Annotated in this window: 24 protein-coding genes; 10 read left to right on the plus strand and 14 right to left on the minus strand. The window is 63.8% G+C overall.

Annotation, left to right across the window (positions count from 1 at the left end; translation table 11 throughout):
- Positions 1 to 3: 3 nt before the first annotated feature.
- Genes spt4 through LIW51_RS13955 form a run of 4 tightly spaced genes read right to left on the minus strand, consistent with a single transcriptional unit; the run spans position 4 to position 2,387 of the window.
- A complete protein-coding gene (gene spt4, locus LIW51_RS13940) occupies positions 4 to 201 on the minus strand; it encodes a transcription elongation factor subunit Spt4 (RefSeq protein WP_227374712.1) in 198 nt (65 codons plus the stop codon).
- A 2-nt stretch (positions 202 to 203) separates the two neighbouring features.
- Complete coding sequence (locus LIW51_RS13945) at positions 204 to 776, minus strand: DNA-directed RNA polymerase (RefSeq protein ID WP_227374713.1); 573 nt, start codon at positions 774 to 776, stop codon at positions 204 to 206.
- Position 777: 1 nt separating this feature from the next.
- The gene (locus tag LIW51_RS13950; RefSeq protein ID WP_227374714.1) at positions 778 to 1,155 is read right to left on the minus strand and encodes a type II toxin-antitoxin system VapC family toxin; all 378 of its coding nucleotides are present in this window, start codon (positions 1,153 to 1,155) and stop codon (positions 778 to 780) included.
- A complete protein-coding gene (locus LIW51_RS13955; RefSeq protein WP_227374715.1) occupies positions 1,155 to 2,387 on the minus strand; it encodes a translation initiation factor IF-2 subunit gamma in 1,233 nt (410 codons plus the stop codon). Before LIW51_RS13955 ends, LIW51_RS13950 begins: the two co-directional genes overlap by 1 nt.
- A 149-nt stretch (positions 2,388 to 2,536) precedes the next feature.
- Between LIW51_RS13955 and LIW51_RS13960 the strand changes: the two genes are divergently transcribed.
- The 5 genes from LIW51_RS13960 (at position 2,537) to LIW51_RS13980 (ending at position 6,582) form a co-directional block, all read left to right on the plus strand.
- A complete protein-coding gene (locus LIW51_RS13960; RefSeq protein WP_227374716.1) occupies positions 2,537 to 3,460 on the plus strand; it encodes a winged helix-turn-helix domain-containing protein in 924 nt (307 codons plus the stop codon).
- A gap of 102 nt (positions 3,461 to 3,562) precedes the next feature.
- Complete coding sequence (locus tag LIW51_RS13965) at positions 3,563 to 3,805, plus strand: hypothetical protein (RefSeq protein WP_227374717.1); 243 nt, start codon at positions 3,563 to 3,565, stop codon at positions 3,803 to 3,805.
- Between the two features lie 81 nt (positions 3,806 to 3,886).
- Positions 3,887 to 4,159, plus strand: coding sequence for a hypothetical protein (locus LIW51_RS13970; protein ID WP_227374718.1), 273 nt, complete (start codon positions 3,887 to 3,889; stop codon positions 4,157 to 4,159).
- Positions 4,160 to 4,197: 38 nt separating this feature from the next.
- Positions 4,198 to 5,157, plus strand: a complete 960-nt coding sequence (locus LIW51_RS13975) for a DUF5787 family protein (protein ID WP_227374719.1) — start codon at positions 4,198 to 4,200, stop codon at positions 5,155 to 5,157.
- A 33-nt stretch (positions 5,158 to 5,190) separates the two neighbouring features.
- Complete coding sequence (locus tag LIW51_RS13980) at positions 5,191 to 6,582, plus strand: arylsulfotransferase family protein (protein WP_227374720.1); 1,392 nt, start codon at positions 5,191 to 5,193, stop codon at positions 6,580 to 6,582.
- Between the two features lie 64 nt (positions 6,583 to 6,646).
- On the opposite strand, the gene LIW51_RS13985 is transcribed toward LIW51_RS13980, so the two are convergent.
- Together LIW51_RS13985 and LIW51_RS13990 are read right to left on the minus strand one after the other, a co-directional pair.
- Positions 6,647 to 7,465, minus strand: coding sequence for an MBL fold metallo-hydrolase (locus LIW51_RS13985; RefSeq protein WP_227374721.1), 819 nt, complete (start codon positions 7,463 to 7,465; stop codon positions 6,647 to 6,649).
- Positions 7,466 to 7,468: 3 nt separating this feature from the next.
- A complete protein-coding gene (locus tag LIW51_RS13990) occupies positions 7,469 to 8,800 on the minus strand; it encodes an ATP-binding protein (protein ID WP_227374722.1) in 1,332 nt (443 codons plus the stop codon).
- Between the two features lie 218 nt (positions 8,801 to 9,018).
- Here LIW51_RS13990 and LIW51_RS13995 point away from each other — a divergent pair, with 218 nt between their 5' ends.
- Together LIW51_RS13995 and LIW51_RS14000 are read left to right on the plus strand one after the other, a co-directional pair.
- Positions 9,019 to 9,858: a hypothetical protein gene (locus LIW51_RS13995; RefSeq protein ID WP_227374723.1), complete on the plus strand. Its 840-nt coding sequence runs from the start codon at positions 9,019 to 9,021 to the stop codon at positions 9,856 to 9,858.
- 6 nt (positions 9,859 to 9,864) lie between these two features.
- Positions 9,865 to 11,064, plus strand: coding sequence for a polysaccharide deacetylase family protein (locus tag LIW51_RS14000; RefSeq protein ID WP_227374724.1), 1,200 nt, complete (start codon positions 9,865 to 9,867; stop codon positions 11,062 to 11,064).
- A 42-nt stretch (positions 11,065 to 11,106) separates the two neighbouring features.
- Here LIW51_RS14000 and LIW51_RS14005 read toward each other — a convergent pair whose 3' ends face one another.
- Both LIW51_RS14005 and LIW51_RS14010 read right to left on the minus strand, forming a co-directional pair.
- Complete coding sequence (locus LIW51_RS14005) at positions 11,107 to 11,634, minus strand: hypothetical protein (protein WP_227374725.1); 528 nt, start codon at positions 11,632 to 11,634, stop codon at positions 11,107 to 11,109.
- Positions 11,635 to 11,701: 67 nt separating this feature from the next.
- A complete protein-coding gene (locus LIW51_RS14010; RefSeq protein WP_227374726.1) occupies positions 11,702 to 13,516 on the minus strand; it encodes a flippase activity-associated protein Agl23 in 1,815 nt (604 codons plus the stop codon).
- Between the two features lie 142 nt (positions 13,517 to 13,658).
- Between LIW51_RS14010 and LIW51_RS14015 the strand changes: the two genes are divergently transcribed.
- A complete protein-coding gene (locus LIW51_RS14015) occupies positions 13,659 to 14,807 on the plus strand; it encodes a thiolase family protein (protein ID WP_227374727.1) in 1,149 nt (382 codons plus the stop codon).
- Positions 14,808 to 14,990: 183 nt separating this feature from the next.
- Here the strand turns inward: LIW51_RS14015 and LIW51_RS14020 are convergent, their stop codons facing one another.
- Both LIW51_RS14020 and LIW51_RS14025 read right to left on the minus strand, forming a co-directional pair.
- Positions 14,991 to 15,458 (minus strand): NUDIX domain-containing protein, encoded by a 468-nt coding sequence (locus tag LIW51_RS14020; protein WP_227374728.1) that lies wholly within the window; start codon positions 15,456 to 15,458, stop codon positions 14,991 to 14,993.
- 128 nt (positions 15,459 to 15,586) lie between these two features.
- On the minus strand, positions 15,587 to 17,263 hold the full coding sequence (locus tag LIW51_RS14025) for an aldehyde ferredoxin oxidoreductase family protein (protein WP_227374729.1): 1,677 nt from the start codon (positions 17,261 to 17,263) through the stop codon (positions 15,587 to 15,589).
- Between the two features lie 171 nt (positions 17,264 to 17,434).
- On the opposite strand from LIW51_RS14025, the gene LIW51_RS14030 reads away from it, so the two are divergent.
- Positions 17,435 to 17,971, plus strand: a complete 537-nt coding sequence (locus LIW51_RS14030) for a DUF7344 domain-containing protein (protein WP_227374730.1) — start codon at positions 17,435 to 17,437, stop codon at positions 17,969 to 17,971.
- Here the strand turns inward: LIW51_RS14030 and LIW51_RS14035 are convergent.
- From LIW51_RS14035 to LIW51_RS14045, 3 genes are all read right to left on the minus strand, one after another.
- Positions 17,968 to 19,854 (minus strand): cation:proton antiporter domain-containing protein, encoded by a 1,887-nt coding sequence (locus tag LIW51_RS14035; protein WP_227374731.1) that lies wholly within the window; start codon positions 19,852 to 19,854, stop codon positions 17,968 to 17,970. The genes LIW51_RS14030 and LIW51_RS14035 overlap by 4 nt on opposite strands.
- A 56-nt stretch (positions 19,855 to 19,910) precedes the next feature.
- Entirely contained in the window at positions 19,911 to 21,845 is a 1,935-nt protein-coding gene (locus LIW51_RS14040) for an AMP-dependent synthetase/ligase (protein ID WP_227374732.1), read from the minus strand.
- Positions 21,846 to 21,928: 83 nt separating this feature from the next.
- The gene (locus tag LIW51_RS14045) at positions 21,929 to 22,846 is read right to left on the minus strand and encodes an MBL fold metallo-hydrolase (RefSeq protein WP_227374733.1); all 918 of its coding nucleotides are present in this window, start codon (positions 22,844 to 22,846) and stop codon (positions 21,929 to 21,931) included.
- A gap of 134 nt (positions 22,847 to 22,980) precedes the next feature.
- On the opposite strand from LIW51_RS14045, the gene LIW51_RS14050 reads away from it, so the two are divergent.
- Complete coding sequence (locus LIW51_RS14050) at positions 22,981 to 23,235, plus strand: hypothetical protein (protein ID WP_227374734.1); 255 nt, start codon at positions 22,981 to 22,983, stop codon at positions 23,233 to 23,235.
- Between the two features lie 32 nt (positions 23,236 to 23,267).
- Here the strand turns inward: LIW51_RS14050 and LIW51_RS14055 are convergent, their stop codons facing one another.
- On the minus strand, positions 23,268 to 24,437 hold the full coding sequence (locus LIW51_RS14055) for a pyridoxal-phosphate-dependent aminotransferase family protein (protein ID WP_227374735.1): 1,170 nt from the start codon (positions 24,435 to 24,437) through the stop codon (positions 23,268 to 23,270).
- Between the last annotated feature and the right edge of the window lie 2 nt (positions 24,438 to 24,439).

The raw sequence follows: 24,439 nt of genomic DNA on the forward strand, positions 1-24,439 counted from the left end.
GCCCTATCGAACCTTCAGCGCGTAGCTACCCGGCTCGGTGACTTCCATCTCCTGGCCGATTTCGCTCTTCTCGGGGTGTGCGATGACGACGTAGCCGCTCCAATCTTCGGTGAGGCTGGTCGAGTTGCACACCGGACATATCTCTTCGTCCGCGTTGAGGACGGCGTGGCAGTCGCGGCAGGCGAGTCGATTACTGGCCATGATTACTCACTCTCAGTGGTCGCTTGTCGCCGTTCGCGCTCCGCCTTCAGCCAGCCGTGCTTGCCCAGACCGACCTGCTTGGCCGTGAGACCGATCTTGCTCTCGCGCGGGTTGCGCTCGTCGATGCTCTTCGTGACGATGCGCGCCCGCACTGAATCGCCGACGCCGAGCGTGCTGTTCGACTCGCGGGAAGCGAGCTGCTGTCCTTCTTCGTCGAATGCGAGGTACTCGTCCGATATCTGCGAGACGTGGAGGAGACCGTCGACCGGCCCGATGCCGACGAACGCCCCGAAGTTGACGACTTCCACGACCTCCCCGTCCACGACCTCCTGCATCCGGGGGTCGAAGGTGAGCGCGTCGAACTCCGCCTCGTAGTAGACGCCGGGGCGGTTGGGAAGCACCGCGCCCTCGCCGATGTCGTGAACCTCGGTGACGCTTACGACGCTCCCGACGTCCTCGTCCATCCGTCCTTCTAGTTTGTCCTGTAGTAGCCGCTTCACCAGTTCCGGCGTTACGTCCGCGAGGAACTGGGGTGGCACCTCGACCGTATCTTTCAGTCTGACCCGTTTGTACATGCTATGGTTGAGTGATTGTGAGTTTGTTCTGGCCCCTTATATGGATTACCGGAACGCCGGCGTCGAGCAGGCGGTTCCGAAGGGGCGCGTCGTTCGTGACGATGAAGTCGACCTCTTCTCCGAGTTCGACCAGCGCGTCATCGGCGTACGATTCCTCGTGGTCGACGGTTCGACACCGGGTCGCCAAGTCCCGTCCCACGCTCGCGGCGGTTGCTTCCGCGCCGCCGCCCCGCGATAGTCCGTCGAGTTCGGCGGCGACCGCGCGCGGAACGACGCACTCGTACCGACCGAGGAGACGGTCGAGTTCGTCGAACAGCCTGATTCCGCTTTCGACGGGCATCATAAGCGCGCTCGTGTCCGTGGCGACCGTGGGAACCATCAGCTCGTGAGCGTCCCGATACCGATGAGTCGCCACCGCGCGCCGATGCGGCGGTTGATGGCTATCTTCGCGCCTTCCGGCGCGCAGACAGGACGTTTGAGCGCGACCTCGCACTCGTCGGCGCGGGCGCTGGTAACCGAGCCGACGGTCGTCGCGGTGCCGACGGTCAGCATGAGCGGTTCGCCCGTGCTTATCTCGTCGATGTCCTGGTCGTCAAGCCCGACGAGGCGGTCGAGCAGCTCGATCTTCATCGTGAACTGCCGCCACGTCGGCGGGAGCGTTCCGGGCGTCCCCGCGACTTGTCCGGCCAGCGCGTCACCCTTGGTGTAGCTCGGGTCGAGACCCGTGCCGACACCGAGCAGACCGCCCGGTGTCACCTCGTCCACCATCTCGCCGCCCGCCTGGAGCGAGCGCACGTCGGTTTCGATGGACTCCCACTGGGTCTGACCGCCCTCTTCGACCTCGCGGCCAGGGCGGAGTTCGATCTCGTCGCCCTCCGTGAGCTTTCCCCGCACGAGACTGCCGCCGAGGACACCGCCTGTGAGACTGTCCCACGTCGTGCCGGGGCGGTTGATGTCGAAACTGCGGGCGACGTACATCTGCGGCTCATCGTCCGGGTCGCGCTCCGGCGTCGGAATCTCCTCCTCGATTGCCTGCATCAGCAGGTCGATGTTAACCTCCTGTTGGGCGCTGATGGGGACGATAGGGGCGTCTTCCGCGACCGTACCCGACACGAACTCTCGAATCTGCTCGTAGTTTCGCTCGGCCCGGTCGCGGTCGACGAGGTCGATCTTGTTCTGCGCGATGACGATGTTCTCGATGCCGATGATGTCGAGCGCCATCAGGTGCTCTTCCGTCTGGGCCTGCGGAACGTTCTCCGTGGCCGAGACGACCAGCACCGCGCCGTCCATTAGCGCAGCGCCCGAGAGCATCGTCGCCATCAGCGTCTCGTGGCCTGGGGCGTCCACGAACGAGACGGTGCGGATAGGTTCGCTTTCGGTACCGTCAGGGCACATCTCTTCGACTGTGTAGCACTCCGGCGCGTCGACGTCCGGACACCGCCGGAACGTCGCATCGGCGTAGCCGAGTCGAATCGAGATGCCCCGCTTCATCTCCTCGGAATGCTGGTCGGTCCACTCGCCGGAAAGGGCCTGTACGAGCGTCGTCTTTCCGTGATCGACGTGGCCGACGAGTCCGATGTTCACCTCCGGTTGGTTGTGTGTTCCTGTCAACGTTGACCTCCTGATAGTAATGTTGTCGTAGATTCGGCCCGAACGACTGATAAACCTACTGTTCTCCTACGAGGGGACGTTCGTGACAGTTCCGGTACAAAAATGTAATTCACGTAACGTTTTATTCCCTGCCCCCATTATCTCTCGACATGAGCAGTGACACGAGCGGTGAGGGCGGTCTTCAGAAGTGCGAAGACTGCATCGCCCCGGCGGAGGCGTTCTCGGTCATCGCCAACGAGACGCGCCTCTCGATTCTGGAGGCGCTCTGGCAAGCGCCGGAGCGCCCCGTCAGTTTCTCCGACCTACGCAAGGAGGTCGGGATGCGCGACAGCGCCCAATTCAACTACCACCTCCAGCAGTTGGCCGACCACTTCGTCGTCCACACCGATGCGGGCTACGACTTCCGACAGGCCGGAAAGAAGGTCGTCAGCGCGATTCTCGCCGGGTCGTTCAACGAACATCCCCGGCTTGACCCCATCGACTTGGACGAGACGTGCGCCGACTGCGGCGCGAACCTGTGTGCCACCTACGAGGACGAGATGCTGGCAGTGAACTGTCCCGACTGCGGGAAATCGCACGGACGATATCCCTTCCCGCCGGGCGGCCTGAAAGACCGGACAGACGACGAGATAATGGACGCGTTCAACCAGCGAGTTCGCCACCTCCACTGTCTCGCCGCGGACGGCGTCTGTCACGAGTGCAACGGGAAAATGACGACGACCATCGTCCGCGACGCCGACGACCGACTCGGACTCGACGTTCGCGTCGACCACCACTGCGAGCAGTGTCGCCACCAACTCCACTCGGCGGTCGGTCTCAAACTGCTCGACCAGTCGGCGGTCGTCACCTTCTACAGCGACCACGGAATCGACCTCTGTACGAAGCCCTACTGGTCGCTCTCGTGGTGCGTGAGCGACGAGCACACGACGGTTCTCTCGGACGACCCGTGGCGCGTCCGCGTCACGATTCCGCTGAACGACGAGGAACTGCGCGTCACCCTGGACGACGACCTGAACGTCGTCGAAACCGAGCGAACTCGGTCGGCGGCGACTGACGCGAAGAGCACGTCGTGACGGGGAAGTTACAGGAACGGGTTTCAGTAGCGCGCCCTACAGAAGTGTAATTTATCTAACATTTTTGCCGGTGGTCGTCCTCTCTAACTGAGGAGAACGACCATGAAGTACGAAACCGGATTAGGACTCGCCGAACCGAGTTCCTCACACTCCGCGGTGCGTTGGGCGCTCGAACTGCTGCTCGCCCTCGCGGCGAGCGTCGCGTACGTCTACGGCGCGGAGCTGGTCGGGTCGAGCGTGCCCCTGCTGCTCGCCGGCTGGGTGGCGAGCATCGGCGCCGCGTTCGCGCTCCCGTTCCTCGTCGTCCGAGCCGTGAGCGCGACGCTCGCCGCACTGCGGCTGTGAGGAGCCCTTCTTTCTCGAAGGCTCGGTCGAACCCGACGCGAACGATTATCGAACTCCGAACGCAATCTCCCGTGGGGTGTGATGATGTGCCATTCGAGAGGTAGCTACTACCGCACCGAAGAACGAGAATCGACCGCCGAAACGGAACGCAAGTCGGAAGACGAGCGCGAGCGAGCTCGCCGACACGACGGACTCGTGGCGCGGACGAAAACGCGTTTCGCGTCGCTGTTCGAGAAGGCCGGTGAGGACGAACGGCGCGTGCCGGAGCCGACGGTGACCGTGCGCGAAGCGGGCGAGCGCCGGGAGGAAATCGCGGCGGACGAGGAAGAAGAGCCGATGCCCGCGGACGACTGACGCGAGACTTTTATTTTCGGCGAACGAATCGTGGTATCGTGCGAGAGTTCCCGTTCGAGCTGACACTGTGCGCCCACCTCGAAGCGACGACTGACCATCTCGTCGCCCGACAGATCGGCGGCGGCGTACGCGCGCCCTCAAACCGAATCATCGACGTGCTCTGCGTCGAACCCGGCCCGGCGTTCGACGCTCGAACGAAACTGACCGACGAGCGGATTCCCGACGCCGCGATAGAGAGCGAAGTGGGCGTCGGGCGGGCGCGCTACTGGCGGAGCGCCTTCGACACGTCGCCCGAGTACGCCCGCGAGGTCGTCGACCGGGCGGTCGATATCGGCTTCTTCGACCGCGAACGGAGAGGTGGCCGGGAGTACGTCCGGCAGGTCGCGCGCTACCCCGACTGGTTCGGGCGACTCGTCGGTATCGAAAACAAACCCGACCTCGGCGAACCCGGCGATTTGCAGATCCAACTCCGCAAGGACGTGAGCCTCGCCCTCGTGGACGAGGTCGTGTTGGCGACCGAGAGTTACGTCACCCGCGCGCACCTGAACCGCATCCCCGAGGAGGTCGGCGTCTGGCGGTTCGACGACGGAGCGCTCGAAATTGTCAGGGAGCCGACGTCCCTCGAAAGCGACGACGCGGGAACCGAACTCGTCGAGGAGCACGCCGGGCGAACCGACGTTCGCGTCGTGAGCGCCGAGGAGAAGGCCCGACGGCGCAGGCGGATGGCGGAACGCGCCTACGGCAAGGGGTGGCGAACCTACGAGTTCCCGGCCTGCGCCGAAATCGAATCGCAAGACGGCAGCCTGCCGTACTGCCGGTGGAAGGAGCGAGTCGTGAACCCCGCCCGCTGCGGAGCGGACTGTCCGGGGTGCGACCCCGCCGACCCGCCCGATATCGACCTCGACGCGGAGCGCGATTCGCGGACGCGGTGGGTCGCCGACCCCGCGGGACGAACGCGACGACAGGCAGGACTCGACAGATTCGAGAGAGATTCGTAAACATACAAGAACGGGGACGGGATAGTGTGGTGTATGCAGACGCCCTCTCGACGGCGGTTCCTCGCCATCACTGCGATGCTCCTGTGCTGTCTCCCACTGCTCGCTCCGGCGCTCGCCGCACAGTCAGGCGGGCAAGGAAGCGACGCGAACCCCTGCGTCGGAACCATCGCAAACCCGGCAAACGGAACCACCGTGGTCGCGGTGCAGGGCTACTCGTGGCTCGAAGACGGCGGCAAGGAACCCGCGAAACTCGTCGCCATTGGGCCGAAAGGGAACGTAAAGTGGGTACACCACACCGCGAAACACGGCATGGTCTGGGGCTACGACGTCGACCCCATGCCGAACGGGAACCTCTTCGTCACTGGAACGGCGAACAGAGGGACGGTCGTCTACGAGTTCAACCCCCGCACGCAAGAGCACGTCTGGAAGGAGACGCTCCCCATCCACGACACGCACGACGTCGACCTCATCAACAACGGGACGCAGTTGCTCGTCGCCAACATGCGCGCCTACAACGAGAAGGCCAAGCGAAACGACGACAGCATCTTCGTCTACGACTTGGAGAAAGACGAGGTCGTCTGGCGCTGGTACTTCCGCAAGCACTACCCGAAGAACACCGCGAAGAACTATTCGAACGACTGGACGCACGTCAACGATGTGGACAAGATCGGCGACGGGCGGTATCTCGCCTCACCGCGCAACTTCGACCAGGCCATCGTCGTCAACCGCTCCACGAACGAGATCGAGATGCGACTCGGCTCTGACGACGACCACGACGTCCTCCACAAACAGCACAACCCGGACTATCTGGAGAGTAAAGACGGGAACCCGACACTTCTCGTCGCCGACTCTGACAACGGTCGCATCGTCGAGTACGAGAAGCGCGGCGACGACTGGAAGCGGACGTGGGCGCTCGGCAAGCGGGACGACCTCAGATGGCCCCGCGACGCCGACCGATTGCCGAACGGGAACACGCTCGTCGGCGACACCAAACACCAGCGCGTCCTCGAAGTGACGCCGACGGGCGAGGTCGTGTGGGAGTTCTACACGCCGTGGCTAGTGTACGACGTGGAGCGCGTCGGTACCGGCGACGGGTCGAGCGGCCCGACCATCGCCGACCGGAACGCCACGGGAAGCTATCGCGTGAAAGGGGACACCGAGAAGTACGACGCCGAGACCATGAAGCGGTGCCACAGCTACCTCCAGTCCATCGACGGCTGGGCGGACGGGCAGAAACCAGAGACGACGACCGCGACGAACGGTTCCGGCGTGAACGACGACGCCGACCGCAACGATGGGAGTCTCGGCGGACCGACTAATCCCGGCACCGTCACCGAACACGAGACGCCGCTCCCCGGCTTCGGCTTCGTGGTCGGCGTCGTCGGCGCTCTAGTCGCTATCGCGCTGTTCGTCCGGCGGCGGTAGAGTCAGCACGGGAATCGGTAGATAGAATCGAGTCGGGACATCGATACAACGGAGCCGGTCGACGTTACAGCCGAAATCGCTCGCCGTCGACCGCCAGCGGTTCTTCGAACGCTTCCTCCACGGGGTAGAAGTGCGAGACGTGGACGAGTCGCGTTTCCTCCGCCCGGAGTTCCTCCGCCAGCGAGAGCGCCCCCTCCCGCGTCGCGTGCTTATAGCCGAACGTACGCGGAACGCCGTCTTCGTCGGGGTGTCGTCCGCCGGCCGGGTGGTACTCGCAGAGCGAGGCCGGAACGATGGCGTCCGCCAGCAGCAGGTCGGCGTCGGCCAGCGCCTTGCGGGACGCCTCGGGAATCGCGTAGCTCGTGTCACCCGTGAGCGCGAGTTTCGCGCCGTTCCCCTCCACCACCACGCCATAACAGAGCAGGGGCGGGTGGTCGACCGGGACGAGGGTCACGTCGAATCCGCAGGCGGAAAACGACGAGAGCGGCGTGCGGTCGTGAACCGTGATCCGGTCGAGGTAGTCGAACTTCGACCGAACCGTCTCCGCGACGCTCTCGCCCGTCTCCGGATCACGTTCGTCTGCGGCGTGGACGGGGAGGGCGTCGAATAGCCGGTAGGCGTTCCCGAGCCCGTCGAGGTGGTCGAAGTGGACGTGCGTGACGAGGAGTTCATCGGGAAGCGCCACCTCGCGGGTGAGAAACTGATGGCGGAAATCCGGACTGGCGTCTATCAGGAGGCTCTCGTCCGTCTCCTCGTTGCGGACATGCACCGAAAAACGCGACCGCTCGACGTCGCGCTCGCGGGCTTCGCGGCACGTGTCGCAGTCACAGCCCGGGGTCGGCGTTCCCGTGGTGTCGCCGGTGCCGAGGAGGGTGACTTCCATCGCTCAGTGGTCGTGCGAGTGACCGCTTATATCCCCGCCGGCGACCAGCGCGTCATGGTCGCCGTCGATCATGTCGAGGTCTTTCAGGTTGTCGCGCTCCTCGAAGTCCTGTATGGCGTAGAGTAAGTCCTCCTGTCGGAGTTCGGTTCGGTTCTCGGTCAGCGCCTCCAGCACGGCCTCGCGGAGGACGAGTCGGAGGTCGCTTCCGGTCAGCCCCTCGGTCTTCGTCGCCAGTTCGTCGGGGTCGAAATCGGAGATCCGCATCCGGCGCGTGATGACCCGGAGGATGTCCGACCGCATCTGCTCGTCCGGCTTCGGGAAGTTCAGAATCTCGTCGAAGCGTCGCCACGCCGCCGCGTCGAGTTGGTCGGGATGGTTCGTCGCGCCGATGAGGAGCACGTCGTCTTGGATGAGCGAGATGTTGTCGATGGATTTCAGGAGGGTGTTCACGGCGCGCTTGATGGCGGCGTGCTCGTCGCTCCGGCGCGTCTTGGCGACGAAGTCGAACTCGTCCATGAAGAGGATACAGGGCGAGAGTCGCTTCGCCACTTCGAACACCTTCTCGACGTTCTTCGCCGTCTCGCCGAGATACTGGCTGGTTATCATCGACAGCTTCACCTCCACGAATGGGAGGTCTAAGTCGTAGCCCAGCGCGCGTGCGGTCGATGTTTTCCCGGTGCCCGGCGGTCCGACGAAGAGCAGTTTCCCGATCTCGCGCAGGCCGATGTCCGCGAGGTACTCGCGGTGCTCGATGGCCTTCACGATCTTGTGAATCTCGGCCTCCTGGTCTTCGGTGAGCACGAGGTCGTCCAGGGTCAACTCGACCTCCTCCGGCGCGTGGATGTCAACGAGGTCGAGCATGCTCTCGCCGTCCTCGTCCTCCTCTTCCTCGTCGAAGTGCTCTTCGAGCAGGCTGTCTATCCACGCTCGGTCGGACTGCACGGGGCGGTTCGCCTCGCGCACCGCCTCATAGTCCGCGTCCACGCCGTCGTAGCCGGAGAGCGCGTACGCGAGCGTCGGGTTCTCCGCGATGCGCCCCTCGTCGCGCTCCGCGAACCACTCCTCTGCCATGTCCTGTTGGGTCAACTCGATGCTCCCCGAGAACGTGTCCCGCTCGGTGAACATCAGCTCCGAGATAGCCTCCCACGGCTGGTCGAGATCGGTCGCCTCGCGGGCGGTCTCGACCGATGTTCGGAGCGGTCGCTCGATCGTCCCGTCGTGCCAGAACACCTGCCGGATCTTCGGTGGCAGGTCGTTTTCGTCCAAATCTTGGTTCTCGCTGTAGATCCGCGCAGTGAGCAAGAACTCGATTACGTCCAGCGCCCCGCTGTTCATTCTTCCGTGACTTGACGCGGGAGAATCTTAAGCCCGTCGGACGCGGGACGACGGAAATTCGGGATACCGACGTTCGGCAGTCACTTCCGCCGATCCAATGCGCCGCATCGAGGATTTTCCAGCTCGTAAACGCCGTTCAGATAGGGGCTGATTTGTCTGCATTTGTAGTAGGTTGCTCGTAACAAAGATCTATCCTATCAAGGTCATCAATCGGACACATGAGGCTATCGGGATTCAATTTACCGAACTACGAACGAATCTTGGACGTGGCACTCGACGCGGGATATCGGTTTTACACTGTATCCGAGTACGTCGAAGCGGACACGGTAAACGAACCGCACGTCGTCCTGCGACACGACGTCGACCGTCGCGTCGGGAACGCTGTCGCGCTGGCCAAGGCGGAAGCCGAACGCGGCGTCGGTGCGACCTACTACTTCCGGACGAGCACGTTCGAGCCGGACATCGCCCGAGCGATGGAAGACTTCGGTCACGAGGTCGGCTACCACTACGAAGACCTCGCGGCGACGCGCGGGAACGTCGAAGCCGCCCACCGTCGATTCGACGAGAATCTGGAACGGTTCCGCGAGCACGTCGACGTGAAGACGGCCTGCGCCCACGGGAGCCCGCTCTCGCCGCACCTGAACACGGAGATGTGGGAAGATGCGCGGACGCCGGAACACTACGACCTCGTCGGGGAAGCCTACGACGCGCTGGAGTTCGACGCGATCGGTCTGTCCGAACTGCTGTACCTGTCGGACACCGGCCGCGACTGGGGTGCGTACGCGCCCGGCGTCGGAGATGTTCGCTCGACCGCCGACGTTATCGAAGTCATCGAATCGGGTGCGTGTCCGACCCTGTACGTGTTAGCACATCCGAGTCGCTGGGCGACGTCGAGATTCCAGGCCGTCGAACGACCGAGTTGGGACATCGCCGCCGAAGCCGGGAAAGTCGTCGTGAGTAGCGCCCACGCCGTCCAGCGAGCGGGCGGTCGGTTCGTCAAAGGAACCCGCGTCGGGAGAGCGGTTCGCTCGGTCACGGCGGGGATGTCACAGGAGTGAGTCGTCGTGAGTAACCAACGACGCTTCACAACAACGCGACGAGGTGCCCTCCGGGCGGTTGGTGCGACCGTCGGCGGTGCGACGCTGGTCGCCAGAACCACCGCAGCCTCCAATACGACGGGAAAGCTCGTGTTCACATACGACGACGGCCCCGTCGAGGATTTTACGCACACGTATCGAAGAGCGCATCGGAAAGAGGGCGTTCCGGGCTGTTCCGCCGTACCGGCGAGGAGCGTCGGACAGCCCAACTACCTCAGCGAGGCACAGCTCCGCACGCTCGAAGACGAGGGGTGGGAGATCATGTCCCACTCCGTCCACCACCGCGCGCTGGGGGATATTACGGTGACCGAGGATATCGCCCCCGACGACCGGAAACTGTACGTGAAGACGAACCTCCACGGGAAGCGAGCGGGCGACCCGCTCGTCGTCAGCGACGGGTCGCGCTCGACGACCGTCACGGCCGCCGGACGGGGCTCCGACGACCGCGGCGAGTTCGTCCAACTCGATACGCAAGTCGGGAAGGCGTTCGCGGCGAGCGACGGCGTCACCGAACGGTACGCGGACGAGGTGCTGCACACGGCCCTCGGAGAGTCGAAAAAGCGACTCGAAACGCACGGCGTGGCCGTCACGAACATGGTGATGCCGTACGGTGCCTACGGCGCTCGGACGCAGGAACTCGCCGGGGAGTATTACACCGCCGTCGCGAACGGTGGTCTCGCCATCGGCGGACGGGCACAGGTTCACCGACCCGAAGATATCACCCTCCCACACCTGTCGAGAGCGATGTTCCGGCGAGGAAAGATGACCGAAGCAAAACAGGGGACGTTTCTCGACCGGATAGCCGATGCCGACGCGCTCGGCATCCTCGGTGGTCACAGTTGGTGGCAAGAGCGACTTCCCCCGAGTCGAGTCCGAACCGCGATCAGGATGGCGAAGGCGCGGAACATCGATATCGTCACCCTCCGTGACGCGCTCTCGGAGTTCGAAATCACAAGAACGACGACGGAAACGACGACGGAAACGACGAGACGGACGCGCTCCCCGACGACGGAGACGAGCGACGACGGATTGGCTCCCGGACAACGGGGAACGACGACCGCAACTTCCGAGACGACGGTCGGCGACGGACAGCCGGGATTCGGTTGGCTGGCCGCGATCGTCGGCGTCGGCGGTGTGGTCGCGCTCCGGCGGCGGTTCGGCGAGTAGTTCGCGCGGGCGGCCCGCACGTCAGCTACCTGGTCGAGTCGGCTACGTCGTAGAGTCGGCCGGTAGCTCGTTTTCCGCTCCGTAGACGGTCATGTCGCTCACGTGGCAGCCGCTGTTGAATCCGAACCGCTGGAACTCGTAGCGGTGATAGCCGTCCATGTACCGGTCGATATCCTCGGCGGTATCGTCCTCGCTGGCGCACGTCGAGACGTTGTTCAGCGCGACGATGATGGGGGATTTCGCACCGCTGAGGTCGAACGATTCGTTGGTGCTGACGACGTCTGCGTCAGCGGCTTCGAGGTACCACGTGAGCGGCAGGCAGGCGTGCCAGCCGGCCCCGGGGGGTGGCACATCGTGCGCCGATTCGGTCGGCGAGTGGAGTTCTTCGCCGTAGAACAGCACGTCGGTTCCTGGGTTCTCGTCCGCGATTCGCTCGAGGTCGTGCAGCAGTGGCTTCGCGTCGGCCGAGGAGGACTGGGCGTACTGGACGAGTTGGTTGTCCGGACTCTGTGAAACCAGAAGACAGTCATCTTTGAGAATTAATAATTTGTGAAACGTCTTCGCGTTCACGGCGCGAGAATTCGTAGACGGTTGTGACCCGATAGCGGCAAGTGCGACGACGTTTCGATGCAGCCGGTCAGGTAGTTTCGTTCGCCGAAAGTCGGCTCTCGTCCACGTAGATGGACATTCCGCTGACGGTACAGCCGCTGTCGAAGCCGTATCGGTGGAACTCGTAGCGCCGATAGCCGTCCATGTACCGGTCGATGTCCTCGGCGGTGCCGCCCTCGTCGGAACAAGTTTCGGCGTCGTTCAACGCGACGACGATGGGCGGTTTCTCGCCCGCAAGGTCGCCGGAGTCGGTCGTACTGGTGACGGTTGCGTCAGCGGCTTCGAAGTACCACGCCAAAGGTAAGCGAGCGAACCAGCCCGCCCCGGCGGGCGGCACGTCGTGCGCCGACTCGTTCGGCGAGTGGAGTTCTTCGCCGTAGAACAGCACGTCGGTTCCCCCGTTCGACCGCGCGATTCGCTGGAGGTCGTTTATTAACGGTTTCATCTCGCTGGATGACTGGGCGTACTGGACGAGTTGGTTGTCCGGGCTCTGCGGGTTCTGGTACGTCGTGTCGTAGGCCGTCGCGCCGATCTGCGCCGTGACGAGCAGGAGCAGGACGGCGGCGACGACGACGCTCACGTCGTCCCGGCGCTCATACCCCTCCCAACCCCACCGGAAGATCAGTGCGAGGCCCACCGCCGCCGGGAACGCCAGCGGGACGATGGCATGCACCGTCGCCCACGCGGCTTGGATGTCCATGACGAGGGGGTAGCCGAGGACGCTGGCGACGCCCCAATAGAAGCCGAACGCGACCACGTCGTTCGGTCGGTCGCCCGAGTAGCGGTCGACGAGGAACCCGACGACCGCGAGGAGACAGAGCGCCAGCGCGCCGACCTTGAGCGTCCGGAGGAAGTCGCCGAGGAAGGGGAGGTAGGAGTGCTCGGTGTGCCCCGTCCAGCCCATGAACTTGTTCCACGTTCCGATGGTCGCAGCCCCGAGCACCTCCGGAATCATCTCGGGGTTCGAGACGGATTTCCAGAGGCCCGGGCCGGGGCGAGTCTGCGACCGCGGGGCGTAGAAGAAGACGATGATCGCGAAGAACTCCAGCACGGCGAGGAGGGAGACGCCGACTCCGCGGAGAACGGAGTCGACGGCGCGTCTGTCACCGCCCATCAGACGAACCGCACCCCGGCGCAGCCGGAGCGGAAACGCGGCGGCGAAACCATCGTTGCCGACGCGGCGGAGGAAGAGCCGATGGTCGTAAAGAAGTACCGCCGCGCCGACCCAACAGGCGAGGTAGAGCAGGGCGTTCTCTTTCATCGTGAAACCGAGTGCGAACGTCGCCACTCCCGCAAAGAGATAGCGCAGTCGCCGGGTGTCGGCGAAGCGAACGAAGAATCCGAGCGCGAACACCATGACAGCGGCCAACGACACGTCGTTGCGCATGAACCGCGAGTAGTAGAGGAGGACGGGGTTCGCGGCGAAGAGCGCGGCGAGGGCGACCGTCTCCGAGGGGCGGAGTCGCTCGCGGAACAGCAGGGAGGCAAGTGGAAGAAGTCCGCCGAGGAGGGCGACGACGAGGCGCATCGTGAAGTCGCTCTCCCCGAACAGGGAGAACACGACCGAATTGACGTGGACGAGGAACGGTCCGTGAACGATGCGTCGGTACTCCCAAACACCCGTCTTCGCGTATCGAACGATCCAGTAGGCGACGCGGGCCTCGTCCTGATGGGCCACGCGCGCGCCGAGATCCACGAGCCGGAGCGCGAGCGCGACCAGCGCGATGAGAACGATGAGGGGAACCGGATTCGCAAATCGTTCCGTCCAGTCCGACGCTTCACTCGACGCGAGAGAGCGGGAACGAGCGCGTTTCTGGGCGGTATCGGTGTCGGAGCGTTGCATCGTCGAGAGGGTATGAACTGTATGGACGGGGTTCGACCAAATAGTTTCTGAAGCCCCATCCACAGTTATTAAACTTTCAAACCGTTTCTCATTTACTCCGAGTTCTACCGCCACTTAAGGGGCTGGACGAAAATCGTGAACTATGGGTAGCGACACCACACCAGTCATCGCGAAGGCGATCCGAACACCGCAAGGGAAACAGGACGGCGTGTACGAACACGTTCGTGGCGAAGACCTCTCGGTTCCGCTCGTCAACACAATCCTCTCTGAGACGGGGCTGACGAGTGACCACGTGGACGACCTCATGTGGGGCGTCGCACAGCAGCGGAGCGAACAGGACAACAACGTCGGACGAGTCATTGCGCTCCTCTCCGACCTCGGCGAACAGGTGCCCGCCACCAGCATCAACCGTTGGTGCGCCTCCTCGATGCAGGCGCTCATCAGCGCGAGTGACGCGATTCGGGCGGGCCAGCGACAGGCCATCGTCGCGGGCGGGATGGAGAATATGTCCCGCGTCCCGATGGAGGGCGGCTACCAAGGGCGGAACATCCACCCGGAGATGGCGGAGCTGTACAACCTCCCTGAACTCCAGATGGGGATGACTGCCGAGAAGGTCGCGGACGAGTACGACATTTCCCGCGAAGACCAGGACGAATACTCGCTTCGAAGCCACCAGCGCGCCGCCGACGCGACTGACTCCGGGCGCTTCGACGATGAGATCGTCCCCATCGAGACCGAGAACGGTCTCGTCGAAGAGGACGAAGGCATTCGCCGCGACACCAGTCTGGAAGCCCTGCAGGGCCTCCCGACCGTGTTCAAGGCCGACGGAACCGTCACGCCCGGCAATTCCTCGCAAATTTCGGACGGCGCGGCGGCCACCCTCGTCACCAGCAAGGCGTTCGCCGAAGACCACGGCCTCGACGTGCTGGCGTACGTCGGCGACAACAACGTCGCGGGCGTCGACCCGACCGTGATGGGCATCGGCCCGGTGCCGGCCACGCAGGGACTGCTAGAGCGCACGGGCGAGAGCATCGACGAGTTTGACCTCGTCGAACTGAACGAGGCGTTCGCCAGCCAGACGCTCTACTCCCAGCGCCAACTCGGCGTTCCGGACGAGAAGTTCAATGTCAACGGCGGAGCCATCGCAATCGGGCACCCGCTCGGTGCCTCCGGCGCGCGCCTCCCCGTCACGCTCGTTCACGAGATGGAAAAGCGCGACGCGAAGAAGGGACTCGCCACGCTCTGCGTCGGCTTCGGTCAGGGCGGAGCAATGACGTTCGAACGGCGGTGAGGTAGTTCACCGCGAAGCGACCTCGTCGAAATTTTTCGTGCAGACGGACGATGTGACGAACGAAGACGGGTGTCCGTTATGCGTCGCGTAACAACCGTCGCCCGCTCGGACTATTCTGATCCGTTTCCACGAATCGGTTCGAAGCGCGAATGGCGGCGAGTTGCTCCAGAACCGTCTCGCTGGTCACTTCAACATCCGCGTACGGGTCTGCCACGGTCTCGAACGGTTCCGAACCGCCGAGTGCGGCCGCCCGTTCGACCGAGCGAGCGAACCGAGCGGAGAACGCCTCGCCCAATCGTTCGGCGGCCGCCGCGGGGAAACCCACTCGTAGTCGTTGTGTTCCTCGTTCAGGCTGACCACCCTGTCGTCCGTTTCGCACCGGTAGACGAGCGACACCAACGGGTTCCCGGTTTCGCCGTCGATCCATCCGCCGTACGCCGCCTCGACCGGCGGGCCGACCGTGGCGTCGATATCGAGTCCCTCTCGAAGTTCCCGGCGAAGTCCGCCGACGAGCGTTTCCCCGAACTCGAACTTACCACCGGGCGGTTCCCAGTGATCGTCGACCTTCGTGATGAGTACATCCCCGTCGGGTCCGAAAAGAACCGCTTTTTGAGTGATCTTGCCGACGTACGGCCCGGAGGGTTCGGACATACCACCGTCAATCGCAGGGGAGACAGTTCAATCTATTGATTTTTTTTTTCGTTACACTATCGAGTGCGACGGTCACAGCGTCCAGACGGAAGACTCTCCGTAACGAATCGCCGAGAGAGTAGTCGAGATCAATCGTCCGCGCTCACGGCGCTCGACCCCTCGGGAACCGTTCCGTCATCATTCCAGCCGCGTTCGTCGTAGTACTCCGAGAGCGCCGATTCGAACTCCGGCAGGTCGTAGGGCAGGGTGTCGTCCTCGCGGTCGAAGCCGCGCCGGTTGTTGAAGTGGCGTTCGAGTTCGACCACGGTAGCCCCCATCTCCATCAGTTCGTCGTACTCTGCGTCGAGGAGGGTTTCGAGTCGTTCCTCGGTCATGAAGTCGCGCGAGAACTTGCAGACGACGCCACTGTCGAGCACCGCGTTGTGGTTCTCCTTCTCGACGACGAGCGGCGGTTTACCGTCCAATCCCTCGGGGTCGACCGCCTCGTCCTTGCCGACGAGGGGGTACTCCTTCGAGTAGAACTCGGCGTACATGTGATCCGCACCGCGATTGGAGACGGCGAACGCGAGGCCCTGTCCGTTCAGGGTTCGACCGTCGTGGGCCGCGAATTCGAGGCCCTTGACCGTCCAGTCCTCGACGCCGAGTTCGTCGGCGGCGCGGTGGACGCCCTCCGCGAGCAGGTCGCCCTCGTCCTCGCGGTAGGCGATCTTCTCGACCAGTTCGTGGACGAGGTCGCTGTTGCCGAACTCGTCGTTCGCGGCGAGGTAGGCCGAGACCACGTCGCCGCAGGAGATGGTGTCCATCCCCAACTCGTCGCAGAGGTCGTTGGACTTCATCACGGAGACCACGTCGTCAACGCCCGCGTTGCTCCCGAACGACATCACCGTCTCGTACTCGGGGCCTTCCGTCTCCAATCCGGTCTCCTCGTCCTTCGTCGGTAGTTTGCAGGCGAAGGCGCACTGTGAGCAGGTTCCGCGCTTGAACTTCTTCTCGGCGACCGCGTCGCCGCCGATGTCGCTCGCGCCCTCGAACTCCAGTTCCGAGAAGTAATGGGTGGGAAGCGCGCTGACGTGGTTCGCGTACTCGGTCACGCTGGTCGTTCCGGCCTTCTTCATCGGGTGGTCGTCGGCGGTCGCGGCCTCTCGGTGGATGTCCATCTGTATCTGGTTGATATCGATGTCAGGGGCGCTATCGCCGTCGAAGCTGATGCATTTCACGTTCTTCGCGCCCATCACCGCGCCGAGACCGCCGCGACCGAACGCGCGGTGTTCGGTCGTCATGATGGCCGCGAACCGAACGCGATTCTCGCCCGCTGGGCCGGCGACGACGAGCTGGTCGTCGCCGAGACCGTGTTCGTCGTCCATGTATTCGCCGACCTCGCCCACGGTGGCTTCGGCGAGGTGGGACACGTCCTCGAACTCGACGCCCTCGTCCGTGACGTGGATCGCCAGCAGTTCGTCGCTCTGGCCCGTCAGTTCCACCGCGCCGTACCCCGCCGCGCCGAAGTTGCGGGAGAGAAAGCCCCCGGCGTTCGAGGAGAGGAGACCGCCCGTGAGCGGCGAGACGCCGGTGCAGTTCATCCGTCCGGTGAAACTCATGTTCGACACCTGCAACGGTCCGGTCGTGAAGTAGAGACTGTTCTCCGGGCCGAACGGATCGGCGTCGAACGGAATCCGGTCGTGGGCGAGTTTCGTCCCCACGCCGCGACCGCCGACGAACGACGACAGCACGTCGTCTATATCCTCGGTGCGCGTCTCCCGGTTTCCGACGTCGATGGTTAGAAGCGAACCCTCGGTGTGGAGCATGTGAACGTCTTCGGAGCTATAGGCAATAAAAATGGCTCAATCGAGACGCCCGTTTCGAGACGGCTTGTTTCCACCGTCTGAAGTCCTAAACAGACGAGTATCTTTTTGCGCCCTCTCGCCGAAGTGAAGCGTGTACGCCCGGGAAAGCCGAATCACAGAACATCGTCGACAATGAGCACCGAGTCATCGTCCGGGTCACAGACGCTTTCGCGCGACGTAGCGTTCGAAATCCTCACGAACGCTCGACGCCGCTACGCCCTCGCCTACCTCCGGTCGCAGACGGACGCCGTCTCCATCGGTGAACTCGCCGAGGCGGTCGCCGCGTGGGAACACGACACTACCACCGACCTGGTCTCCTCGAAAGAACGGAAATCGGTCTACACCTCGCTGTACCAGACGCATCTCCCGAAGATGGCGGACGCCGGCGTCGTCAGATACGACAGACAACGCGGCGTCGTGCAACTCCGAGACACGGCGGACGAACTCGACGACTACCTCTCTCCGGCGGCGGAGAAACCGAATTGGAGCGGCTACTATCTCGCGCTCGCGGTCGTCAGCGGAATCGCCGTCAGCGGCCATCTGGTGGGAATGTACCCCTTCACCGAGGCCCCCGTGTTCGCGTACGTCGGGGTGCTCCTCGGGTCGTTCGCGCTCCTCTCGGCGGCCAACATGGGACTCGTTTACAGAAATCGGGAGCGCGGCGTTTAACGCGGGTGGCAGAGGTCGATAGCGTCTCGAACCGCCTCCCTGCGCCCGAGGAACGTGACGTGGTCGCCGTCCTGAAGCGTGAACTCCTCGCTCGGTACTTGGGTCTTGCCGTCTCGTCCGACGAGCGCAATGAGGACGCCGCCCGGCAGTTCGGCGTCTAACTCGGCGATGGACTTGCCGACGAGGTCGGGTTCCGTCACCTCGATCTCCTGTACGTCGCCGCTTCGACCGAGTTCGGTCATCCAGTCCGAGAGGGCGGGGCGCTCGATGACGTTGTCGATGGCCCACGCGGTGGCGAGCGACGAGGAGATGGTACGGACGCCGAGGTCTTCGAAGGCGTCCACGTTGTCCGGGTTGTTCGCCCGGGCGATGATGGTCTCCGCGTCGAACTTCGAGTCGGCGAGTTGTGCGACGAGCAAGTTCACGTCGTCGTCGCCGGTCGCGGCCACGACGATCCTCGCATTGTCGGCACCCGCCGACCGGAGCACGTTCGTGTCCGTGCCGTCGCCTTTGTGGACGGTGAAACCTTGGTCGCGGGCGGTTTCGATTATCGTTTCGTCGTGCTCGATGAGCACGACGTTCTCTCCGCGATCTTCGAGGCGTTCGGCGAGCGAACGACCCACCTTTCCGCCTCCGATGATGAGTACACGCATTGGAATCACGTTTAGCCGTTCTGCGATGTGGCGGGCGAAGCCACCCTCGAACACGACGGTGACGACGATGACGAGAAAGACGGTTCCGATGAGCGTGGTCGCCGCCGCGTCCGCGTTCGGAATCGTCTGATTGTTCTGAAGCCTGAAAGCGAACAGGGTCGCCACGGACGCCGGGATGATGCCGCGCGGTCCGACGAAACTCAAGAACAGCTTTTCGCCGCGCGTGAACCGCGTTCCGGTGGTGGATACGAACACGAGGAGCGGGCGGATGACGAGCATCACGGTGAGGACGACGACGACGCCGCCGATTCCTAGCGAAAATAGGTCGCTCGGCTCCAACAGGGCCGCCAGCGTGATGAAGACGAACGAGAGCACGACGAGCGTGATGTCGCCCTTGAACTCCTCTATCTTCTCCTCGTACGGGAGGTCTGCGTTTCCGAGCAGGATACCCGCCGTCGCAACCGCGGCGATGCCCGCTTCGTGCGCGAAGAAGTCCGCCGCGGCGTACGCGACGAGCGCGCCGGCTAGCACGAGAAGGCGCGCGTTCTGCGGCGCGTTTTCACGCGACAGGTCGACGTGACGAAGCATATACCAGATGGCGAGCGAAACGAGGAGTCCGACGAAGATTCCCGTGCCGAGTTTGTTGACGAACTCGCTCAGAAAGTCGACGAGTGCGAACGACTCCCCGCCCGTGAGGACGACCACCTCGAACATCACAATAGCGAGAATCGCCGCCGTCACGTCGTTGACGATGCCTTCGATTTCGAGCGCGGCCGCCACCCGATTGCGGACGGGAACGACGGCAAGGATGGGGTTGATGACCGTCGGACCGGTCGCCACGAGGAGTGCGCCGATGAGAAATGAGATATCCCACGCCTCGCCGAGCGCGAAGTGGACGACGGCGGCGGTGCCGAGCAGCGCGATACCCGCGCCAAGCGTGACGAGTCGAATCTGCGCCGATGGTGCCTCGCGGAGTTTGTTCAGTTTGAGGTGAAACGCTCCTTCGAAGACGATGATGGCGACGCTCAAGCCGACGATGGCGGAGAGGGCGGTGCCGAACGACGACGGGTCGAGCAGGCCGAAACCCACCGGACCGAAGATGACACCGGCCGAGAGGAGGAACAGCACGCTCGGCACGCGGAATCGGTCGGCCAACACCTGCGACGTGACGCCGAGACCGATGATTGCGACGACGAGCGGTATCAACTCGGCTCCGGACTCGGCGCTCAAACGTGTCCCTCCATGTACTCGAACTGAGAAACTCGATGGTATAAAAACGCCCGTTCTTATTTCGCGTAGATGGCTTCGATATCGTCGGCGAATCGGTCGAGGATGTTCCGACGCTTCTTCTTCATCGTCGGCGTGAGCAGGTCGTTGTCCTCCGTGAACTCGACCGGAACGAGCCTGAACTGCTTTATCCGCTCGTAGGACTCGAATCGCCGGTTCGCTTGCTCTACTTCCTCCTCAATCCACTCGGACACCGCGACGTTCCGGCAGAGTTCTCGGGGGTCATCGGGGAGCGAGACGCCTTCGCGCTCGGCTCGTTTTCGTACCTCCTCGACGTTCGGGACGATGAGCGCGCTGACGAACTTCCGTCCGTCGCCCATCACCATACACTGCTCGACGATGTCGCAGGCGGCGAAGGCGTCCTCGATGGGGCCGGGTGCGACGTTCTTTCCGGTCGAGAGTACGAGCAGTTCCTTCGCCCGTTCGCGGAACGCGATGTAGCCGTCCGGGCGGAGCTCCACGATGTCGCCGGTTCGGAACCAGCCGTCATCGGTGAACGACTCCTCGGTCTCTTCGGGTTTGTTCCAGTAGCCGTCGGTGACGTTCGGCCCTTTCACGAGCAGTTCGCCGACCTCTCCCTCCACGTCGGCGAACTCGTCGCCCACAAGCGACGTATCGACTTTCACCGCTTCGTCCACGACCGGCGGTCCGATGGTGCCGATCTTCGGCTCCTCCGGCGGGTTGACGGCGACGACGGGGGCTGTTTCGGTCAGTCCGTACCCTTCGAGGATGGGCAGTCCCATGCCGTGATAGAGCGCACAGAGGTCGGCCGAGAGGCTGCCGCCGCCGCTGATGAGGAACTCGACGTTGCCGCCGAGACCGTCTTTGACCTTGTCGAAGACGAGTTTGTCGGCGAGCAGTTTCTTCGCTCGGAGACCGACGCTCGGCGAGTCCGCCTCGTAGTACGCCACGCCCACGTCGGTCGCCCACTCGAAGATGCGGCGTTTCGCGTCGCTCTCCTCGGCCTGCGATCGGATGGCGTCGTAGATTCGTTCGTACACGCGCGGGACGCTGGTGCCGGTCGTCGGGCGAACCGACTGGAAATCGTCCTGAAGCGTGTCGGGACTCTCCGCGTAGGCGACGGTGGCCCCGGCGGCGAACATCAGGAAGTGTCCCGACAGTCGCTCGAAGATGTGTGCAAGCGGGAGAAACGAGACGGTGCCGGCGTTCTCGTCGATGACGGGCACGTCCTTGTCCGGACGGGGACCGAACCGCTTGTAACACTGGTTGACGTTCGCGCGAAAGTTCCCGTGGGTGAGTTGGACCCCCTTCGGCTTCCCCGTCGTTCCGCTGGTGTAGATGAGCGTGGCAAGGTCGTCGGGGTTGCGGGCGTCGAGCCACGATTCGTACTCGTCGCGGTCGAACGCCTCCGCGCCGCGGTCGTGAACCTCCGCGAGTGTGTAGATGTCGTCGCGGTCGTAGTCGCGCGAGAGGCTGTCCATCACGACGACGAATTCGAGGTCGAGGTTCTCCTCGGCCTCGAACACGCGCTCCAGCAGGTTCTCGTTCTCGACGACGACAGCGGTCGCCTCCGGGTCGTCGAGGAGGTACTCGACTTGCGAGACGGACGAGTTCCGATAGACCGTCGTCACGACCGCGCCCGCCGCGAGCAGCGCGAAGTCGGTCTGCGCCCACTCCATCCTGGTGTCGGCGAAGATTCCGACGCGGTCGTCCGTCTCCACGCCGAGGTCGCGGAACCCCGCCGCGAGGTTGCGGACGATGTCGCGCATCTCGGAGTACGAAAGCGACCGAAATTCGTCCGGCGGGGCCGCCGCGAGAACGCTTTCCGTGAGCGACCGGTCGTACACGCCCCCCTTGTACTGCTGGGCGGGGCGGTTCGCGCGTCGCTCGGCGCTGTCCTCGAACATTCGGGATAGCGTCGTCTGTCCGATGACCGGGTCGGTGAACTCCTGCTCGGCGTCACGCCAATCCATGTCACGGTCTTCAAACCCGAGGCCCATTAAGGTAGTGTAAAACGATTAAGTAGTTTATTCCAGTTGGTTCGTATACTAACGAGTTATTCGCCGTCGCGGTTGTCGAGATAGTGAAGAACGCCGCGAGTGTTCATCGCGGCCTCGGCGCTGGCCTTCTTCGTTCCCCACACGTCGTCCATCTCCTGTTCGGCCACGAAATGCCGGACGACGGCCTCGTCGTCCTCTTCCGCGGCGCGCTGGGATTCGACCGCGGCGACCCACTGCGAGAGCACGTCCTCGTACTCGTCCATCGCCTCGTCCGAGTACGGGCGCGGGCCGTAGTGGGTGTAGAGGAGCGTCGTCGGAGCGATTTCGCGGATGGTCTCTACGTCGTCCAGACAGGCGTCGAGATCGAAGTTCGACGGGGGCGTCGTCACGTGGATTTCCCGGATGCTCGGCACCCAGATGCCCGCCGCGTCCGCCGTGAACACCGCGTCGTTCTGGCGGTCGTAGAAGATCATCTGATGCGGGGCGTGGCCCGGCGCGTGGATGGCCTCCAGTTCGTGACTCCCGCAGTCGATGACGTCGCCGTCGGTCAGCGCCACGACACGGTCTTCTGGAACCGGTTTTGGTTCGACGTAGAACTGCCACTGGTCGCCGACGGCGCGCTTCGTCCCCTCCACGAGGCGCCCGGGATCGACGAGGTGACGCGCGCCGATTTCGGGGACGTACACGTCGGCATTATGACATTTATCCGCGAGGAACCCCGCGCCGCCGGCGTGGTCAAGGTGGACGTGCGTCGGCGCGATGACCGCCACGTCTTCGCGTGCGATGTCGAGTTCGTCCAAGGCGTCCAAGATGTACTCGTAATTGGTGCCGATACCCGTCTCCACGATGGCCGGGCGCTCGGTGTCGAGGATGTAGACCGCCCCGTACTCCTCGGTGTCGTACATCCCAGTGTCGAGGCAGTACAAGTCCGAACAGTCCCCCGTCGTGACTTCTCGCAGGTCGCCGATTGCCATACGTCACGTCGTACCGCAGGAAGGAAAAACGATTCGCGTTAGCCTCGGAGTCGTGGCCCGCGTCGACCGCTCGGCGATAAAGACCGGCGTTCGTCCGAAAACGGCTATCCGTGAGGTCGCCACAGGAGTGTCAAATGTGTGATGACTCCGCGAGAGCAACACCTACGATGACGTTTCCGCCACATCACCAGCGAATCGTAGAGCCAAATATCGCCACCGCACTCGTCCTCCTCAACCTCCTCGCTCCCGATGGTTGCTTGTCCACCGTCGGAGACAATCCGTCGCTCACTGCGTTCACAACGAAGACCTCGCGCGGGTGCGTCGCGGAAGCGACGCGTCTTCGCGCACCGAGCGACGGGTCGTCATCTGACCGAGCACCCGAAACGTGAAGAATGAATCCCTCGAATCGGCGGGGATTACGTCACCGCAGTTGCTCTCGCGCAGCCGCCATCGCGGCTTCCAGATCCACGTCCGCGCCGGCATCGTGGAACGCCTCGCCGACCGCGCGCACGCCGCGGAGCACCTGCTCCGAGGAGAGGTTCCCCATGTTGCTCACCCGAAATATCTCGCCGCCGAGGTGGGCCTGTCCGCCGCTGATGCTCACGCTGCGCTCGGTCACCGCGTCGAAGAAGTCGTCCGGATTTTCGCGGACGACAGCCGGGAGCGAAATCGCGGTGAGCGTGTTCGAATAGTCCGAGGCGTCGTTTCGCTCGGGGAACATTGACAGCCCCATCGTGGTGAAAGCCGACCGGAACGCCCGCGACTGCCTGCGGTGACGGGAGATGCGCTCGGGCATCCCTTCGTCTACGATGTGTTCGACCGCGACCGTAAGGCCGCGAAACAGCGGGACAGCACTCGTGAATGGAGTCTGGTGGGTTTCCGCCTTTCTGAGGTGCCAATCTAGATCCTCGTAGAACGGTGCCCCCTCGCCGTCGAAAGCATCCTGCGCTCGCGGCGTGGCGTACAGCGCGCTGGTTCCTGGCGGGGCCGCGAGACACTTCTGGGCGTCCGTGACCGCCACGTCGACGTTCCACTCGTCCACGAGGAACTCGTCGCCCCCGAGCGAGGTGACCCCGTCCACGACGTAGTAGGCGTCATACTCCGCGGCGATGTCGCCGACCTCGGCGACCGGATTCAGCAGGCCCGTGCTCGTCTCGTTGTGCACCATCGTCACGGCCTTCGTGTCGTCGCTCACCGCCTCGCGGACCGCGTCGGGGTCGACGGGTTGGCCCCAATCGAACGCGACGGGGGTCACGTTCGCGTGTCGGTCGGCGATGCGCTTGAACCGTCGACCGAACTTCCCGTTCACGACGGCGACCACTTCGTCGTCACTTCCGGCGAGGTTGGCGACGGCGGCTTCCATCGCCATCGTCGCCGTTCCGTTGAAGATGAGGCTGGTGCCGCCGCTCGTGGTCGGCGTACCGTCGAGCGACGACCGCTCGAAGACGTGGTCGAGACCATCCTGCGCACGCTCGTACACCGATTCGAACTCCGACGAGCGGTGCGAGACCATCGGTTCGCTCATCGCGGTTCGAACGTCGTGCGCGAGGGGAACCGGGCCGGGATTGAGTAGGAGAAAGTCCTCTCGCATAT

It is taken from the genome of Haladaptatus halobius, from assembly GCF_020618475.1.
Taxonomy (GTDB): domain Archaea; phylum Halobacteriota; class Halobacteria; order Halobacteriales; family Haladaptataceae; genus Haladaptatus; species Haladaptatus halobius.

Excerpts from the sequence above, each read along its gene's own strand:
- spt4 (WP_227374712.1), bottom strand. The coding sequence starts at position 201 with ATGGCCAGTAATCGACTCGCCTGCCGCGACTGCCACGCCGTCCTCAAC.
- LIW51_RS13945 (WP_227374713.1), bottom strand. The coding sequence starts at position 776 with ATGTACAAACGGGTCAGACTGAAAGATACGGTCGAGGTGCCACCCCAG.
- LIW51_RS13950 (WP_227374714.1), bottom strand. The coding sequence starts at position 1,155 with ATGGTTCCCACGGTCGCCACGGACACGAGCGCGCTTATGATGCCCGTC.
- LIW51_RS13960 (WP_227374716.1), top strand. The coding sequence starts at position 2,537 with ATGAGCAGTGACACGAGCGGTGAGGGCGGTCTTCAGAAGTGCGAAGAC.
- LIW51_RS13965 (WP_227374717.1), top strand. The coding sequence starts at position 3,563 with ATGAAGTACGAAACCGGATTAGGACTCGCCGAACCGAGTTCCTCACAC.
- LIW51_RS13970 (WP_227374718.1), top strand. The coding sequence starts at position 3,887 with ATGATGTGCCATTCGAGAGGTAGCTACTACCGCACCGAAGAACGAGAA.
- LIW51_RS13980 (WP_227374720.1), top strand. The coding sequence starts at position 5,191 with ATGCAGACGCCCTCTCGACGGCGGTTCCTCGCCATCACTGCGATGCTC.
- LIW51_RS13985 (WP_227374721.1), bottom strand. The coding sequence starts at position 7,465 with ATGGAAGTCACCCTCCTCGGCACCGGCGACACCACGGGAACGCCGACC.
- LIW51_RS13990 (WP_227374722.1), bottom strand. The coding sequence starts at position 8,800 with ATGAACAGCGGGGCGCTGGACGTAATCGAGTTCTTGCTCACTGCGCGG.
- LIW51_RS13995 (WP_227374723.1), top strand. The coding sequence starts at position 9,019 with ATGAGGCTATCGGGATTCAATTTACCGAACTACGAACGAATCTTGGAC.
- LIW51_RS14010 (WP_227374726.1), bottom strand. The coding sequence starts at position 13,516 with ATGCAACGCTCCGACACCGATACCGCCCAGAAACGCGCTCGTTCCCGC.
- LIW51_RS14015 (WP_227374727.1), top strand. The coding sequence starts at position 13,659 with ATGGGTAGCGACACCACACCAGTCATCGCGAAGGCGATCCGAACACCG.
- LIW51_RS14020 (WP_227374728.1), bottom strand. The coding sequence starts at position 15,458 with ATGTCCGAACCCTCCGGGCCGTACGTCGGCAAGATCACTCAAAAAGCG.
- LIW51_RS14025 (WP_227374729.1), bottom strand. The coding sequence starts at position 17,263 with ATGCTCCACACCGAGGGTTCGCTTCTAACCATCGACGTCGGAAACCGG.
- LIW51_RS14030 (WP_227374730.1), top strand. The coding sequence starts at position 17,435 with ATGAGCACCGAGTCATCGTCCGGGTCACAGACGCTTTCGCGCGACGTA.
- LIW51_RS14040 (WP_227374732.1), bottom strand. The coding sequence starts at position 21,845 with ATGGATTGGCGTGACGCCGAGCAGGAGTTCACCGACCCGGTCATCGGA.
- LIW51_RS14045 (WP_227374733.1), bottom strand. The coding sequence starts at position 22,846 with ATGGCAATCGGCGACCTGCGAGAAGTCACGACGGGGGACTGTTCGGAC.
- LIW51_RS14050 (WP_227374734.1), top strand. The coding sequence starts at position 22,981 with ATGTGTGATGACTCCGCGAGAGCAACACCTACGATGACGTTTCCGCCA.
- LIW51_RS14055 (WP_227374735.1), bottom strand. The coding sequence starts at position 24,437 with ATGCGAGAGGACTTTCTCCTACTCAATCCCGGCCCGGTTCCCCTCGCG.